Origin of the sequence: Ligilactobacillus ceti DSM 22408 (genome assembly GCF_000423245.1) — a bacterium.
Classification (GTDB): Bacteria; Bacillota; Bacilli; order Lactobacillales; family Lactobacillaceae; genus Ligilactobacillus; species Ligilactobacillus ceti.
On the sequence record NZ_AUHP01000017.1, the window covers coordinates 34,873 to 49,937 of the forward strand.

The window sequence follows — 15,065 nt, forward strand, 5'->3', positions numbered from 1 at the left end:
TATAATGATAATTATTTAATTGGTAATGTACGTAATTCTTTTGAAGTTGTTGTAAATGGTTTAACGCCATCTTCTGTAACATAAACACAATCTTCAATTCGAACACCAGCAACACCAGGAATGTAAATACCAGGTTCAATTGAGAAGCACATACCAGGTTGTAATTCGAGTTTATTACCACCCATAATTGATGGATATTCATGAGCTGTTTGACCAATACCATGACCTAAACGGTGGTTGAAGTATTCACCATAACCAGCTTTTGTGATAATATCACGAGCAATTTTATCAAGTTCTTCTGCTAAAACACCAGGGCGAGCTGCATCTTGAGCTGCTAGTTGAGCTTCTAAACAAACTTTGTAAATTTCTTTTGATTTTTCATCAACTTCACCAAAAGCAACTGTTCGAGAAGCATCAGAAACATAGCCGTTGCAAACAACACCTAAGTCAAATAAGCAAAGTTCATTTGGTTTGATTAAATCTTTTTTAGGTGCACCATGTGGATCAGCAGCGTTAGCACCACTTTGAACAATTGTATCAAAACTCATATGCATAATACCTTTTTTCATTAAAGCATATTCGATTTCAGCTACAACTTCTTGTTCTGTTAAACCTTTTGCAAGAGCATCGAACCCAACTGTAAAGGCATAATCTGCCCATTCGCCAGCTGTAATAAGTTTAGCGATTTCATCAGGTGTTTTAATTAATTGTTGTTGTTGGATAAATGGTGTTAAATCTCCAACGAATTGAGCATCTGGATATTGAGCTTTCACAGCTTCGTAACGTTCAACTGTTAAGTTACCTTTTTCAACAGCCCAACGTTGTGGATTGTGAACACGTTCTTCAATATGAGATTTAATTAAAGCAAATGGATTTTCATGATCAAGATAACCATATACAGGAAAATCCCAAGCTGATTTTTTGATTGCTTCAACTTCTAAAGCAGGAGCAAAAATAAATGGATCTTGATTAGGGAAAATGAACAAAGCTAAAACACGTTCCATAGGATTGCTGCTGAAACCTGTTAAATAAGCAATTGTTTTCCAATCACTAATGTAAGCCATGTCATATTCATGATTACCTAACCAATTTTGAATTGATGTAATTTGTGACATTTAATCGCCTCTTTTTCTTTAATGATAAACACATTTATTATAGCACATTGTAATTTGTTTTTGGTGTATCGAAACAGTTTCAAATTTATGAAAACGAAATGAAAAAACAATTATAAAGCGTTTGCATTTTAGAGCTGTTTTTGCTAAAGTGTAAGAGCGAGAAGATGAAAACAACTTTGAAAATGAAAAGGAGATTATCATGGTAGAATATATTAACGGTAAAAAAATTGACGAAAATAAACCAATTACAATTCGGGAAGTTAGCGAAGCGGCTCAAGTCTCAATGGCAACTGTGTCACGTGTTATTAATGGCAATCCGAATGTGAAACCTGCTACACGTAAAAAAGTATTAAAAGTCATCGAAGAATTAGATTATCGTCCAAATGCTGTAGCACGTGGCTTAGCAAGTAAAAAAACGACAACAGTAGGTGTGATTATTCCTGATATTACAAATGTATATTTCTCATCATTAGCGTTAGGAATTGATGATATTGCTACAATGTACAAATACAATATTATTTTAGCTAACTCTGAAAGTGATGAACAAAAAGAAATTCAAGTTTTGAATACTTTATTAGCTAAACAAGTAGATGGAATTATTTTTATGGGGAATACAATTACAGAAGAAATGAGACGTCAAATTAAACGGGCTAAAATTCCATTTGTAATTGCAGGTTCAGTTGATTCACTAGAAGAAATTGAAAGTGTGCATATTGATTATGTAGCTGCCTCTGAAGAAGCTGTACGTGATTTAGTAAATCATGGTAATGAAAGAATTGCCTTTGTATCAGGTTCGTTAACAGAGCCAATTAATGGTGAATATCGATTACAAGGATATAAAAATGTTTTAGCTGAAAATAATATTGAATTTGATCCGGAATTAGTTTTCGAAACAGGATATAACTATCATTCTGGTGAAATTATGTGGCCTGCTTTATCAGCTATGGGAGTTACAGCAGTATATGCTGGCGATGATGAGTTAGCTGCTGGAATTTTAAATAGTGCTCAAGATGCTGGAATTAAAGTTCCAGAAGATTTTGAAATTGTGACAAGTAACAACTCAAAATTAACTAAGATTGTGCGTCCAAAAATGTCATCTATTACAGAACCTTTATATGATATTGGTGCGGTCGCAATGCGTTATTTAACAAAGATGATGAATAAAGAAGAAGTTGAAACAGAAAATAAAACAATTATTTTACCATATGGTTATATTAAGCGTTCAACAACTAAATAATTGTAATTAGATAATGATTTGCGTTAAAAGCAATGATTTGATAAGATTTATTTTGGTAACAAAACAAAAGACTTAAAAAAAGAGGTTATAAATATGGCAGGACACTCAAAATGGCAAAATATTCAAGGGCGTAAAAATGCTCAAGATGCTAAACGTGGAAAGATTTTCCAAAAAATATCACGCGAAATTTATATGGCAGCAAAGAACGGCGGTCCTGACCCAGATTCTAACGCACAATTACGTTTGATGATGGATAAGGCTAGAGCTGCAAACATGCCTAAAGATAATGTTAAACGTGCATTAGATAAAGCTACTGGTGCCGGTGGTGAAGATTACGAAGAAATCACTTATGAAGGCTACGGTCCAGCTGGTGTTGCTATTTTAGTTTACACATTAACAGATAACCGTAACCGAACAGCTACTTCTGTTAGAACAGCATTTAACCGTAATGGTGGTAACTTAGGTGAAACAGGTTCAGTTAGTTTCATGTTCAATCGTCAAGGTTATATTGCAATTGCACGTGAAGGTTTAGACGTTGATGAAGATCAAATGTTTGAAGATGTTATTGAAGCTGGTGCAGAAGAATTAGAAACAATGGATGATGTATTTGAAATTTATACAGAACCAAAAGCATTCCCAGAAGTGCGTGATGCGTTAGAAAAGAAATATGATTTAGCAACAGCTGAATTAACAATGGTGCCATCAACAACTGTTGAAGTACCAGCTGATAAAGTTGAACAATTGACACGTTTAATTGATCGTTTAGAAGAAGACGATGATGTTTCTGAAGTATTCACATCTGCTGAATTCCCAGAAGACTAAAATTAAATTAAAAAACTAAAAGACCACATCTTATAAAAAGATGTGGTCTTTTTTTGCGTTAAAGCGTATTTAAAAAATGAAAGGAGGAAATCATGCAAAGTAAGGTTGAAAAATTAATTCAAGATGCTATTTCGCAAAAAGCGATGGATATTTATTTTTTACCCACTATGGAAGGTTATATAGTTAGTTATTCTGTTCAAGGTCAAAGAATTATTCAAAAAGAAATATCAGGTTTATTAGGACAACAAATTATTAATTATTTGAAGTTTAAGGGAAATATGTCTTTAAGCGAAAAACGGCGTCCTCAATTAGGTGCGGATTATTATCAAGCTCCACAAGGTCGGGTGTATTTAAGATATTCCACAGTTGGTAATTTTTTAGATCAAGAATCGATGGTAATACGATTATTATATCCACAACAGACGGAACAACTAGCTGTTTTTTATGATGATCAATGGCAACGGTTAGAAAAAGCATGTTTACGTCGTGGTCTAATTTTGTTTTCGGGTCCAATGGGTTCGGGGAAAACGACGACGATGTATTATTTTGCTAAAAAATTTCAAGAACAAGCGATTTTGTGTATTGAAGATCCAGTTGAAATTCAAGAGCCAGCATTTTTACAATTACAAGTTAATGAAAAAGCCGGGATGACATATCCTAATTTATTAAAAGTTGCTTTAAGACATCATCCGGATATTTTTATTATCGGAGAAATACGTGATGAACAAACTGCGAAAGTTGCGATTACGGCAGCTTTAAGCGGACATTTAGTGTTAAGTACAGTTCATGCGAAAAGTGCCCAAGGTGTGTTACAACGACTTTTGAATTTAGGGTTAACACGTGATGAAATTGAACAAGCTGTGCAATTAGTATCGTATCAACGATTAATTCCTACGCAAACCGCAGAGTTGAAAATATTGTTTGAACAAATTACAGCACATGATTTTCAAGGGTCAACGGAAATCTCTGCAGATTGGGGTGAACGGATTGAACAATGTTATCAATCAGGATGGATTAGTCAAAAAGACAAAGAAAAATACTACAATGGATAACAAATTAACTTTAAAACAACAAGTACTCTTTTTTGAATTGTTAGCTAGTTTTTTAAAAGCTGGATTTTCTATCCAACAAGCTATTGTTCAAATGGGTGTTTTGGCTCCTAATTTACAACAAGTTTTGCAAGTTATGAAAAAGAAATTACAACAAGGTGCTGAGTTTAGCTGTGTTTTAAAACCATATATTAATGAAAATTTGTATTATCAAATTTTAATTGCAGAACAATATGGGAATATCGATGAATGTATTACAGAATTAGGACGTTTATTAAAGTTGCGATTGCAACAACGGAACAAATTAAAAAGCTTATTAATTTATCCAGTCTGTTTATTAATATTTTTAATATTTTTAATTGGAGTTGTAAAAATATTTGTTTTACCGCAAATTATCACTTTTAATCAAGTCCAACAAAGTTTTTTAGGTTCACACAATAAAATGATTTTATGGGGAATTGTAGTATTGTTAATAGTTTTTTTAAGCGGATACATAATTTGGCGCTTGAAATGGTTACGTGAACAGAATGTTTTAGCTAAACATCAATGGTATAGTACTTTGCCGTTAGTGGGGAAATTGTATCAAATTTATTGTCATTATTACCTAACGTATAATTTAGGGATGTTATTAAAAAGTGGCATGGAGTTACAAGCGATTTGTTATTGTTGTCAACATTATCAACCGACTAGTTTGTTATATCAATTGGGGATAAGTTTACCGAAAATAATTTTAAATGGAGAAAAACTGGCTGATTTTGTGGATAAATATCGCTTTATACCATCTGAGTTAATTTTGTTTATTAATAAGGGACAAACTTTAAATGAATTAAGTCGTGAATTATTACTGTATTCTGAATTGTCTTATGAAAAATTATTAAAAGAAAGTAATCGCTTATTGAATTTGATTCAGCCTATTTTATTTGGCGTGATTGGATTGTTAATTATTGGAACTTATTTGGTTATTTTTGGTCCATTATATCGAGATTTAGGAGGAGTTTTGTCATGATAAAAAATATTAAAAAACGAAAATGTAGTGCTTTTACATTAGTAGAAATGTCCGTGGTATTGTTTATTATTTCATTATTAATTTTACTAATGTTGCCTAATATTGCAGCGCAAAGAAAAAATGCTATGAAAATTAATAAACAAGCCTTACAAACAGAATTAAATACACAAGCTCAGTTATATTTATCTGATAAAAATGTTCAGAGTGTGAGTTTGGATGATTTAACTAAAGCTCATTATTTGACTAAAGAACAATATGAAATGATTAAACGAGAAGGTTTGACAATTCAAGTTGATGAATAAAACTAAAAAAATAGCTGGTTTTACATTGTTAGAAACGCTTATTGTGATGAGTTTAGTGGGTTGTTTAGTTATATTAACAATTTCACCATTAAAAAGAAGTTATTCTAGTTTAGAAGAAAAAATATTTTGGTGGAAAATGGAAAGAACGTGGGTTAGTCAGTATCAGAATGTCAAACAAAAGAAACAAGCGCTTAAAATCATTTATTATCCAACGAGAGTTGTTTTTAAAAGTGATCAGCAAGTGATATTAAAATATCCTGCAACTTTAGCAGTGTTTAAAATCCAAAAAATTCAAGTTAATTCACGTGGGCATGTTAAACCAGCAACGGTAATTTTTAAATCAAAAGTAAATAATTGTTATTATTATGTGAAATTTCAATTAGGTTATGGAGGTTGTTATCGTATTGAACAAAAAATGGAATAAAAAACAAGCAGGATTTGTTTTGGCGGATGCTTTAATTGGTTTAATGATTACAGCAGGAGGAATTTGTTTAATATGTGTTAATCAACAAATATTACAAAAAGTTAAACAGCAAAATTATGATAAGTATCAAGTTAGTCAAAAAGTTTTAAATGAAAGTAAGTATCAAGTTTTAAAAGCGGAGAGAGAACATAAAATCTTGCAACGAGTAGGGAATTCTGGGGTGAGCTTTGATATTGAAAAAATTGAGTAGTTTTACTTTAATTGAAACGATAATTGCGCTTGGAGTTACTAGTCTTATTTTTCATTTGATCTTTACAAGTATTAAAGTTCTTAATCAAAATCAACGCCAACAATATTTGCAACAAGAAAATCAAATTGCCCAATTTTTACAAGTGTTAAATAGTGATGAATTGCAATTTCAATATAAAAGTCATACGAAAAAAAGACTTAATTTATATAGTGGATATAAAAAAGATGATTATCAAATGGTATATAAAAATAAACAGATTGTTTTAAAACGAAAAGATACTGGCTATATGCCGTTATTGTATCAAGTTGATCAATTTAAGATTGATTATCAAGAACCATATTTAAAATTGACTATTAATAAAAATAAAAAAGTTTATCAAGAAAAGGTCGTGATGGAAAGGTATGAGCAAGCATAAAATGAAAAGTTATAGTTTAGCGACAGGGATATGGGTATTGCTTTTTTTCATTAATTATTGGCGGACAATGTCTGTATTATATGGCATTGATTAATAATTACCGTCAATTAACGCAACAAAATTATGCTACTGTTTTTCGTTATTTAGTTGAAAATCAACAGCCAAAAAAAGGAGAGTGTTATCGTAGTTCGACCGGTTATCGGGCGGAAGTTACTGATCAAGGGTTAACTGTTATTACTAGTCGAGATGAAACGTATAAATTCAAATTAAACCAAACTTAATCCGTGCAAAAATTAACCAAAGTCTTTCAAGAGTAGCTAAAATAGTGTTATAGTAGCACAAGAAATAAGTTTTGGGAGATGATGGATCATGGATTTGAATAAAATCGAACCAATTTATAAGAAATTAGAAGAAAGTATTACACTGTTACAAACAGCTTTGGATGTGAGTTATTTTGATGCTTTAATTGAAACTGGTGATAATTTATTAGATGGTGGAAATGTTCAAGTTGAAGATGGTAAACCAAATGCCGAACAAGTAGCAACTTTAGAAAAAATTTATGCCGGAATTGATTTGGATCTTTATACAGCAGAAGAAATGCGTAAATTATTTCAATTATTATTATTAAAAGGATATCGTCAAGAAAAGATTCAAGCAAACCATCAAATGACACCTGATGCAATCGGAATTTTAGTAGCGGATATTTTACAAAATAGTTTTCTCACAACTCAAGAACTATCTATTTTAGATTTAAGTGTGGGAACAGGGAATTTATTATTAACTGTTAACAATAATTTGGTGAATAAACAAGTGAAATTAGCCGGTGTGGACAATGATGATACGTTATTAACATTAGCGAGTTTAAATTCACAATTAGAAAAGGTAGCGTTAAAACTGTACCATCAAGATGCGATGCAACCTTTATTAGTCGATCCTGTTGATGTTGTTTTAAGTGATTTACCGGTTGGTTATTATCCAATTGATGAAAATGTCACAGAATATATGACTAAAGCGCAAGAAGGTCATTCTTATATGCATCATTTATTGATTGAACAATCATTTAATTATTTGAAAGAAGGCGGCTTAGGAGTTTATATTGTTCCGCAAAATATTTTTGAAACAACTGAAAGTAAATCGTTATTGAAATTTATTCAAACTAAAGGTCATTTACAAGCTGTTTTAAACTTACCAAAAGAGTTATTTGGTAATAAAACAATGGCGAAAACAATCTTAGTTTTACAAAAACAAGGTGGCAAAGCTAAACAAGCTGAAAATGTGTTATTAGGAGATATTCCTTCTTTTAAAGATTTAGATAATTTGAAAAAATTCATGGCTGAATTAAATCAATGGTTAAAAAACAACATTAAAATTTAATAAGTTTGAAAAAGTTTACATTTTCATTTTACTCTCATTTAAATTTAAGGTAAACTGTAAGTACGTATAAAAAGTAAAAGAATCAACTGATGTTATTGAGTATAAAATTTTGTTAGGAGTTTGATTATGGAACAAAAGCAAGAATACTCAAGAAGTCTAAAAAGTCGCCATGTGCAACTGATTGCGATTGGCGGTACTATCGGAACAGGATTGTTCTTAGGAGCAGGTCAAACTATTCATTTAGCTGGACCTTCGATTATTCTGGCTTATTTAATTACTGGGATAATGTGTTTTTTATTAATGCGTGCAATGGGTGAATTATTGCTATCTGATTTAGATACGCATTCTTTCATTGAATTTATTGCTCGTTATTTAGGGAAAGAAATTGGTTATATTACAGGTTGGACATACTGGATTTGCTGGATTACGATTGCGATGGCAGAAGTAACTGCTGTTGGGTTGTATATGCAATTTTGGTTCCCTAACTTACCACCATGGATTCCTGGCCTAATTGCAATTGTTTTATTGCTTTGCGCTAACTTAATTACTGTTAAATTGTTTGGTGAGATGGAATTTTGGTTTTCATTAATTAAAATCATTGCTATTGTAGCTTTGATTATTGCCGGTATTATTTTGGTGATTATAAAATTTGAAACACCAGCTGGCCATGCAACAGTAGCTAATTTAGTGAGTGAAGGGGGCTTTTTCCCGAAAGGGTTGAAAGGTTTTGTATTATCATTCCAAATGGTAACATTTAGTTTTATTGGGATTGAAATGATTGGTGTTACGGCTTCTGAAGCTGAAAATCCAACAAAAGTCATTCCAAAAGCTATTAACGAAATTCCGTTACGTATTATTATTTTTTACGTAGGATCATTGATTGCTTTGATGTGTATCTATCCTTGGAACTATATCACGGCATCAGAAAGTCCATTCGTTCAAGTGTTTTCACATATCGGCGTTGCGACAGCTGCGGGGATTATTAACTTTGTTGTTTTAACAGCTGCTGCATCAGCATGTAATAGTTCGCTATTTACAACTGGTCGGATGATGTTTTCTTTGAACTACCGGAATAAGAGCAAATTCGCTAAGAAAATGAGTACTTTGTCCAAGCAACAAGTACCTGCTAATGGATTAGTATTTTCAGCACTTGTGATTGCGTTAGCTGTTATGGCAAACTTTTTTATTCCAAATACGGAATTATTTACTTTTATTTCTAGTGTTGCGACAACCTGCTTTTTATTCATTTGGGGGGCGATTGTAGTTGCTCATCTTAGATACAAACGCGAATTGAAAAAAAGCGGTCAAGTGCAAGCTGTGAAATTTAAAATGCCACTATATCCAGTGTCTAACTATTTAGTGTTGATCTTTTTAGCTTTTATTGCAGTTGTAATGTGCTTTAATACAACAACTTTAATTGCTTTGATTTCAGCGGTCGCATGGTTAATAGGATTATATATTGTGGGTAAAATTAAACATAAAAAACAGGCTGAAAATTAGTCAGCTATAATTAAAAGGGCAGAGTGGAATTCCACTCTGCTTTTTTTGTATAATTTAAGTTATAATAGGAATCAGATATTAACAGCTCTATAGAATTAGAAGAAAAGAGCTGAGGAGGGTTATTTTGAATAATCAAAAAAAAGAACGCCGTGAAGCACAATTGGCGAAAAAGGCAGAAACAATCAAAGCCTATTCAAGTGATATAGAAATGAAAAACGAAACTGAAATGTTAATTGATGGACGAGAATATGTTTTAATTAAAAATTATCGAGATGGTTTCCAAGTAGAAAAGTTAAAAGAACGTTTTAGTTCCATTTTAACTAAATATGATTATATCGTTGGTGATTGGGGTTATGATCAATTACGGTTACGTGGCTTTTATAAAGAAGATAGTAATAAAGGATTTAAGATGCAAAGTATTACAAAATTAGAAGATTATTTATATGAATATTGTAATTTTGGATGTGCTTATTTCATTTTGAAAAATCTTGATGTTAAAGAACCGGCACCGGCTCCAAAAGAAAATAAACGACCTCGACGGAAACGATATCGTGATAATCAAAAGAATAAAACTAAGAAAAAAACATATCCACGTAAACCACGTTCAGAAATAAAAAATGATGTACGTTTTGAAAAACGAGAACGTAAGGTTAATAATAAACCGAAAAAAAGAAATAAAGTTAGTGTGACAACTGTACAAAATAAAAAAGGTTCAAAGCGTCATTTTACAATTCGTCAAAAGGATTAAGAGAGAGAAAGCAGAGGGATTGCGATGAAAAAGTATCAAGGTTATATGATTGATTTGGATGGGACGATGTATTTAGGTAAACAAAAAATACCAGCAGCTAAAGAATTTATTGAACGTCTACAAGCTAAAAAAATACCATTTCTCTTTGTGACTAATAATAGTACTAAAACACCGGATGCGGTGGCACGTAACTTACGTGATAATTTTCAAATTGATGTCGATGCTAGTCATGTTTATACAACAGCAATGGCAACTGCAGATTATTTAGCAGAACTTGATCCGTCTAAACGAAGTGTATATGCGATAGGTGAACTAGGTTTGAAAGCAGCCTTATTGAATCAAGGCTTTTATTTTGAAGAAACTAAACCAGATTATGTGGTGGTAGGTTTAGATAGTGATGTAACGTATCATAAATTTGAAGTAGCTACTTTGGCAATTCGAAATGGATCTAAATTTATTGGAACGAATGCTGATACGAATTTACCGAATGAAAAAGGACTAGTGCCAGGTGCGGGCTCGCTTATTGCGTTAGTTGAAAAAGCTGTGCAAGAAAAACCGTTATTTATTGGGAAACCAGAACCAATTATTATGAAAAAAGCACTTGATAAATTAGGTTTAGCTAAAGATCAAGTAGTGATGGTTGGGGATAATTATTTGACTGATATTTCAGCTGGAATTAATTTTGGTATTGATACGATTATTGTCTATACTGGTGTTTCAACACGTGATCAAGTAGCCAAGGAAAAAGTACAACCAACCTATCAAATTAATAGCTTATCAGAATGGAACATTTAAAGTTAGATAATAAATGGCGATTCTGGATCTTTGTGCGAAGTTTTTTATTGTGGTTATTAATTGTTGTTGCGAGTTTAGCATTTGTAATTAATTTACGTGTTTTATATTACTATGTAATGATGCATGATAATTTAGCTCAAAATATCAATTTAACGCCGGATGTATTAAAACATGAGTATCAGATGTTGATATCATATTTAAATTATCCTTGGATAACTGAATTGAATTTAAAAATTCCGATGTCTGTGCAAGGAAAGCATCATTTTGCTGTTGTCAAAAAGATGTTTTTTATTTGTTATAGTTTATTGGTTATTTTAATCCCGATTAATTATTATAATTGGCGATCGTTGCGGCGGAAAAAACAATTCGTGTTATTGATACGACCATTTAGTTGTTATTTTCAATTGGTGTTATTAGGTGCGGTGTTTTGGTTATTCTTTTTTAACCAAGTTTTTATTGATTTGCATAAGATTGTTTTTACAGACAAAAGTTGGATTTTTTCGCCAATTACAGATCCGATTATTTTAGTATTGCCAGCTAAGTTTTTCTTTTTAGCAGGGTGCTGTTGGTTGGTTTTGGTAGAAGGAATCACATTTGGGTTGTTAAAGTTTTTTAAAGTACAATAAAAAAAGTTCCAACTTCTTAATTAGAGAAGTTGGAACTTTTTGTTTTATTCTATTTAGCTAATTTGGATTTAAGGGCACCGATTACGGCTGGAATTAAAGAAACAACGATAATTCCGATAATCACTAATGAAAAATGATCCTTAACAATGGCAAAGTTACCAAAGAAGTAACCACCGCCACAACAAATAATAACCCATGCTGTAGCACCTAATAAACTATAGCGGATAAATTTGTTATAAGGAACGCCGCTTCCTCCAGCTACAAAAGGTGAAAATGTTCTGATGATAGGCATGAAACGTGCTAATGAAATAGCTAATCCACCGTGTTGTTCAAAGAATTGTTCAGTGCGTTTTAAATCTTTTTCTTTAATAAACCGACCGAAGAATGCATGGTTTGTTAAAGATTTACCGATTTTTTGACCAATGAAAAAGTTCAATGAATCACCTAAAACCGGTGCTAACCAAAATAAAATAACAAAGAACCAAATGTTGAGGTTATATTCAGGGTTAGCTGCTAGAGCGCAAGCTGCGAATAAGAGAGAATCTCCGGGAAGAAACGGGAAAATAACAGCTCCTGTTTCAATAAAAATAATAAAAAATAAAATTCCGTAAGTCCAACCACCAAAAGTGTTAACAATCGTAACGAGGTGGCTATCAATGTGTAAGATAAAATCAATTAAATAACTCAAAATAAACTCCTTTTTAATCGTGAATCAAACTAGTGCTGTGACCAGGAACATAATTTGATGGATCAAGATTTGATAAAGCGGCATTAACTGCAATTGGACCTTCTCCAAATCCAGTTGCGATTAAATCGGAACGTCCTGGATAAGAAACGGCGTCACCAACAGCAAAAACATTTGGTCGAGATGTTTCCATATTGCGAGCGACTTTAATTCCGCGTTGTTCAATATCTAATTCCCATTTTCTTAAATGAGAATTATTAGCACAAAAACCATAATTAACAATTAAATCATCCACAATAATTTCTTTTTGATCAGAACGCGATTTTAAAGAAATTTTTAAACGTTGATCAGTTGTTAAAGATAATTCGTTAATAGCATAAGGTGTTTCGAACTGGGCAGATGTTGCTTTTAATTTAGCAACACTGGCAGGTAAGGCTCTAAATTTATCGCGTCGATGAATAATATGGATTTGTTGAGCGCATTCAGACAATTCTAAAGCCCAATCGATGGCTGAATCTCCACCACCAGCAATTGCGATAGTTTTATTGGCAAATTTTGCTGGGTTATTAATGAAATAATGAAGTTTTTTATCTTCTAATTCCGCGTGATTTTCAATTTTTAATTTACGGGGGTTAAAAGCACCAACGCCAGTTGCGATAATAATTGTTTTAGAATAAGTAACGCGTTGTGTTGTTGTGATTTTATAACCTATATCAGTTTGCTCAAAGTCAATTACCGATTCATTTAAGAATACGTCAGGTTGGTAACGTTGCATTTGATTTTGTAAGTTAAAAATTAATTCTTCACCAGTTAAAGCTGGAAAACCAGGGATATCATAGATTTTTTTAGTAGGATAGAGTGTTTTAACTTGTCCACCTAAATGAGCTAAGCTATCAATGATTTGTGTTTTTGCTAAATGCATGCGCGCATAAGTCGCTGTAAACATCCCAACAGGACCGCCGCCGATGATTGTTATATCGTAATATTCGTGTGTCAAAATAAATACCTCGATTTTTTATATTCTTATGTGTAACATTATCATAAATTCATGTTAAAATAAAATAGTATTAATATTTTTAGAGTAGATGGATTTTAAATAAAGTCGGAATAAAAATATACTATATTAAGGAGGTACAGTAATGTTACCACAAATCGATTTAAGTAATGCAAAAGGACCTAAAGTAACTTTAGTAACTAATCATGGTGAAATTGAAATTCAAATGTTTCCAGAACAAGCACCAAAAACAGTTGAAAATTTCGTAGGTTTAGCTAAAAAAGGTTATTATGATGGTGTGATTTTTCACCGTGTAATTCCTGATTTTATGATTCAAGGTGGCGATCCAACCGGAACAGGTATGGGTGGCGAAAGTATTTATGGACATAATTTTGAAGATGAATTTTCAAATGAATTGTTTAATGTACGCGGAGCTTTATCAATGGCTAATGCCGGACCAGGAACAAATGGTAGTCAATTCTTTATCGTGCAAAACGAAAATGGCCCAGCTGATATGATTAACCAAATGAAATCAGCAGGTTATCCAGAAGAAATCATTGATGTATATGCTAAAGAAGGCGGAACACCTTGGTTAGATCATCGTCATACAGTATTTGGACAAGTTGTTTCAGGTATGGATGTTGTAGATGAAATAGCTCAAGTTAAAACAGGTATGCAAGATCGACCAGTTGAAGATGTAATTATTGAAAAGACAATCGTTTCAGAATAAAACAAAGTAACATATGGGAGGTAGTAAAATGGACTATAAAATCGGAATGATTATTGAAGGCAAAGTAACAGGAATCCAACCATATGGTGCTTTTGTAGCTTTAGATGATAATACTCAGGGATTGATACATATCTCTGAGTGTCATCATGGCTTTGTTGCTAATATTGGTGAAATGTTAAATGTTGGCGATGCGGTGGAAGTTATGATTATTGATATTGATGAATATTCTAAAAAAATAAGTCTTTCTTTACGTTGTTTAGAACGACCTTTTGATTTTTCTCCAGCTAAAAAGTCTTATAAAAATTACCATAAAAAATACTGGACTAATCGACGATTGCAAATTGGTTTTAAAACAATTGATGATCAATTACCGTTATGGATTAGTGAAGCTTTAGATAAAATAGAATAAAAGTAAAAAAATTCAATAAAAGGGTTGACCGGAAGGTGTAAACTTGTTAATATAGTTTTTGTCGTTGAACGGCGGTTGTAAAAACTGCTTAAAACGATTAAAAAAAGTTCTTGACATTGTTGAGATATTTGTTAAAATATTAAATGTTGATTACTTAAACAAGTTAATAACTTTTGAATTTTTTGAAAAAAGATTAAAAAAAGTTCTTGACTTTATAAAATATAATTGATATACTAATTAAGTCGTTTCGCAAGAACGATTAATTTAAAAGTAGATCTTTGAAAACTGAACAAAGTTTCGACAAACCAAATGTGTAGGGTCTCTTGTTTTAAACAAGAGCAACAAACATTTGCGAAGTCAATTCGCTAGTAAAAAATAATGAGTCACAAATTCAAATTGAGAGTTTGATCCTGGCTCAGGACGAACGCTGGCGGCGTGCCTAATACATGCAAGTCGAGCGCAAAGTTTTATCACCGGATGCTTGCATCCACCGATAAAACTTTGAGCGGCGGACGGGTGAGTAACACGTGGGTAACCTGCCCAAAAGAGGGGGATAACATCTGGAAACAGGTGCTAATACCGCA

At 32.2% G+C, this 15,065-nt stretch carries 19 protein-coding genes and 1 rRNA gene; 17 read left to right on the top strand and 3 right to left on the bottom strand.

The genetic code is table 11. From position 1 onward, the window contains the following. Nucleotides 1-11: 11 nt before the first annotated feature. On the bottom strand, nucleotides 12-1,115 hold the full coding sequence (locus G540_RS0102555) for an aminopeptidase P family protein (RefSeq protein WP_027106744.1): 1,104 nt from the start codon (nucleotides 1,113-1,115) through the stop codon (nucleotides 12-14). Nucleotides 1,116-1,314: 199 nt separating this feature from the next. Here G540_RS0102555 and ccpA point away from each other — a divergent pair, with 199 nt between their 5' ends. The 14 genes from ccpA (at nucleotide 1,315) to G540_RS06930 (ending at nucleotide 11,663) form a co-directional block, all read left to right on the top strand. Continuing rightward, the gene (gene ccpA / locus G540_RS0102560; protein ID WP_035463557.1) at nucleotides 1,315-2,352 is read left to right on the top strand and encodes a catabolite control protein A; all 1,038 of its coding nucleotides are present in this window, start codon (nucleotides 1,315-1,317) and stop codon (nucleotides 2,350-2,352) included. A gap of 93 nt (nucleotides 2,353-2,445) precedes the next feature. After that, entirely contained in the window at nucleotides 2,446-3,174 is a 729-nt protein-coding gene (locus G540_RS0102565) for a YebC/PmpR family DNA-binding transcriptional regulator (protein ID WP_027106746.1), read from the top strand. Between the two features lie 92 nt (nucleotides 3,175-3,266). Beyond that, entirely contained in the window at nucleotides 3,267-4,226 is a 960-nt protein-coding gene (comGA, locus tag G540_RS0102570; protein ID WP_027106747.1) for a competence type IV pilus ATPase ComGA, read from the top strand. Continuing rightward, on the top strand, nucleotides 4,219-5,229 hold the full coding sequence (gene comGB / locus G540_RS0102575; RefSeq protein WP_051188934.1) for a competence type IV pilus assembly protein ComGB: 1,011 nt from the start codon (nucleotides 4,219-4,221) through the stop codon (nucleotides 5,227-5,229). The genes comGA and comGB overlap by 8 nt, the downstream gene beginning before the upstream one ends. After that, complete coding sequence (locus tag G540_RS0102580; RefSeq protein WP_027106749.1) at nucleotides 5,226-5,531, top strand: prepilin-type N-terminal cleavage/methylation domain-containing protein; 306 nt, start codon at nucleotides 5,226-5,228, stop codon at nucleotides 5,529-5,531. Before comGB ends, G540_RS0102580 begins: the two co-directional genes overlap by 4 nt. Then, nucleotides 5,524-5,955: a type II secretion system protein gene (locus G540_RS0102585; RefSeq protein ID WP_027106750.1), complete on the top strand. Its 432-nt coding sequence runs from the start codon at nucleotides 5,524-5,526 to the stop codon at nucleotides 5,953-5,955. The genes G540_RS0102580 and G540_RS0102585 overlap by 8 nt, the downstream gene beginning before the upstream one ends. Continuing rightward, nucleotides 5,936-6,205 (top strand): hypothetical protein, encoded by a 270-nt coding sequence (locus G540_RS0102590; protein WP_027106751.1) that lies wholly within the window; start codon nucleotides 5,936-5,938, stop codon nucleotides 6,203-6,205. Before G540_RS0102585 ends, G540_RS0102590 begins: the two co-directional genes overlap by 20 nt. Continuing rightward, nucleotides 6,198-6,620, top strand: a complete 423-nt coding sequence (locus G540_RS0102595; RefSeq protein ID WP_162139322.1) for a ComGF family competence protein — start codon at nucleotides 6,198-6,200, stop codon at nucleotides 6,618-6,620. Before G540_RS0102590 ends, G540_RS0102595 begins: the two co-directional genes overlap by 8 nt. A gap of 80 nt (nucleotides 6,621-6,700) precedes the next feature. Then, nucleotides 6,701-6,901 (top strand): hypothetical protein, encoded by a 201-nt coding sequence (locus G540_RS0102600; RefSeq protein WP_027106753.1) that lies wholly within the window; start codon nucleotides 6,701-6,703, stop codon nucleotides 6,899-6,901. Nucleotides 6,902-6,989: 88 nt separating this feature from the next. Next, nucleotides 6,990-7,994 (top strand): class I SAM-dependent methyltransferase, encoded by a 1,005-nt coding sequence (locus tag G540_RS0102605; RefSeq protein WP_027106754.1) that lies wholly within the window; start codon nucleotides 6,990-6,992, stop codon nucleotides 7,992-7,994. A 126-nt stretch (nucleotides 7,995-8,120) separates the two neighbouring features. Continuing rightward, nucleotides 8,121-9,494, top strand: a complete 1,374-nt coding sequence (locus G540_RS0102610; RefSeq protein ID WP_027106755.1) for an amino acid permease — start codon at nucleotides 8,121-8,123, stop codon at nucleotides 9,492-9,494. Nucleotides 9,495-9,618: 124 nt separating this feature from the next. Further along, nucleotides 9,619-10,242, top strand: coding sequence for a YutD family protein (locus tag G540_RS0102615; RefSeq protein WP_027106756.1), 624 nt, complete (start codon nucleotides 9,619-9,621; stop codon nucleotides 10,240-10,242). 24 nt (nucleotides 10,243-10,266) lie between these two features. Further along, nucleotides 10,267-11,037, top strand: coding sequence for a TIGR01457 family HAD-type hydrolase (locus G540_RS0102620; RefSeq protein ID WP_027106757.1), 771 nt, complete (start codon nucleotides 10,267-10,269; stop codon nucleotides 11,035-11,037). Continuing rightward, nucleotides 11,025-11,663, top strand: coding sequence for a TIGR01906 family membrane protein (locus G540_RS06930; RefSeq protein WP_051188935.1), 639 nt, complete (start codon nucleotides 11,025-11,027; stop codon nucleotides 11,661-11,663). Before G540_RS0102620 ends, G540_RS06930 begins: the two co-directional genes overlap by 13 nt. 49 nt (nucleotides 11,664-11,712) lie before the next feature. Here G540_RS06930 and G540_RS0102630 read toward each other — a convergent pair whose 3' ends face one another. Beyond that, a complete protein-coding gene (locus tag G540_RS0102630) occupies nucleotides 11,713-12,351 on the bottom strand; it encodes a VTT domain-containing protein (protein ID WP_027106758.1) in 639 nt (212 codons plus the stop codon). A 13-nt stretch (nucleotides 12,352-12,364) separates the two neighbouring features. Continuing rightward, a complete protein-coding gene (locus G540_RS0102635; RefSeq protein ID WP_027106759.1) occupies nucleotides 12,365-13,348 on the bottom strand; it encodes an NAD(P)/FAD-dependent oxidoreductase in 984 nt (327 codons plus the stop codon). Nucleotides 13,349-13,487: 139 nt separating this feature from the next. On the opposite strand from G540_RS0102635, the gene G540_RS0102640 reads away from it, so the two are divergent. The 3 genes from G540_RS0102640 to G540_RS0102650 all read left to right on the top strand — a co-directional run. Continuing rightward, complete coding sequence (locus tag G540_RS0102640; protein WP_027106760.1) at nucleotides 13,488-14,072, top strand: peptidylprolyl isomerase; 585 nt, start codon at nucleotides 13,488-13,490, stop codon at nucleotides 14,070-14,072. A gap of 28 nt (nucleotides 14,073-14,100) precedes the next feature. Continuing rightward, entirely contained in the window at nucleotides 14,101-14,481 is a 381-nt protein-coding gene (locus G540_RS0102645; RefSeq protein ID WP_027106761.1) for a CvfD/Ygs/GSP13 family RNA-binding post-transcriptional regulator, read from the top strand. Nucleotides 14,482-14,873: 392 nt separating this feature from the next. Next, nucleotides 14,874-15,065, top strand: a 16S ribosomal RNA gene (locus G540_RS0102650); the annotation flags it as partial.

What these genes read in the sequence shown, in the direction of transcription:
- G540_RS0102555 (WP_027106744.1), bottom strand. Translation starts at nt 1,115, where the DNA reads ATGTCACAAATTACATCAATTCAAAATTGGTTAGGTAATCATGAATAT.
- G540_RS0102645 (WP_027106761.1), top strand. Translation starts at nt 14,101, where the DNA reads ATGGACTATAAAATCGGAATGATTATTGAAGGCAAAGTAACAGGAATC.
- comGB (WP_051188934.1), top strand. Translation starts at nt 4,219, where the DNA reads ATGGATAACAAATTAACTTTAAAACAACAAGTACTCTTTTTTGAATTG.
- G540_RS0102580 (WP_027106749.1), top strand. Translation starts at nt 5,226, where the DNA reads ATGATAAAAAATATTAAAAAACGAAAATGTAGTGCTTTTACATTAGTA.
- comGA (WP_027106747.1), top strand. Translation starts at nt 3,267, where the DNA reads ATGCAAAGTAAGGTTGAAAAATTAATTCAAGATGCTATTTCGCAAAAA.
- G540_RS0102610 (WP_027106755.1), top strand. Translation starts at nt 8,121, where the DNA reads ATGGAACAAAAGCAAGAATACTCAAGAAGTCTAAAAAGTCGCCATGTG.
- G540_RS0102605 (WP_027106754.1), top strand. Translation starts at nt 6,990, where the DNA reads ATGGATTTGAATAAAATCGAACCAATTTATAAGAAATTAGAAGAAAGT.
- G540_RS0102640 (WP_027106760.1), top strand. Translation starts at nt 13,488, where the DNA reads ATGTTACCACAAATCGATTTAAGTAATGCAAAAGGACCTAAAGTAACT.
- G540_RS0102600 (WP_027106753.1), top strand. Translation starts at nt 6,701, where the DNA reads ATGGCATTGATTAATAATTACCGTCAATTAACGCAACAAAATTATGCT.
- G540_RS06930 (WP_051188935.1), top strand. Translation starts at nt 11,025, where the DNA reads ATGGAACATTTAAAGTTAGATAATAAATGGCGATTCTGGATCTTTGTG.
- G540_RS0102565 (WP_027106746.1), top strand. Translation starts at nt 2,446, where the DNA reads ATGGCAGGACACTCAAAATGGCAAAATATTCAAGGGCGTAAAAATGCT.
- ccpA (WP_035463557.1), top strand. Translation starts at nt 1,315, where the DNA reads ATGGTAGAATATATTAACGGTAAAAAAATTGACGAAAATAAACCAATT.
- G540_RS0102585 (WP_027106750.1), top strand. Translation starts at nt 5,524, where the DNA reads ATGAATAAAACTAAAAAAATAGCTGGTTTTACATTGTTAGAAACGCTT.
- G540_RS0102620 (WP_027106757.1), top strand. Translation starts at nt 10,267, where the DNA reads ATGAAAAAGTATCAAGGTTATATGATTGATTTGGATGGGACGATGTAT.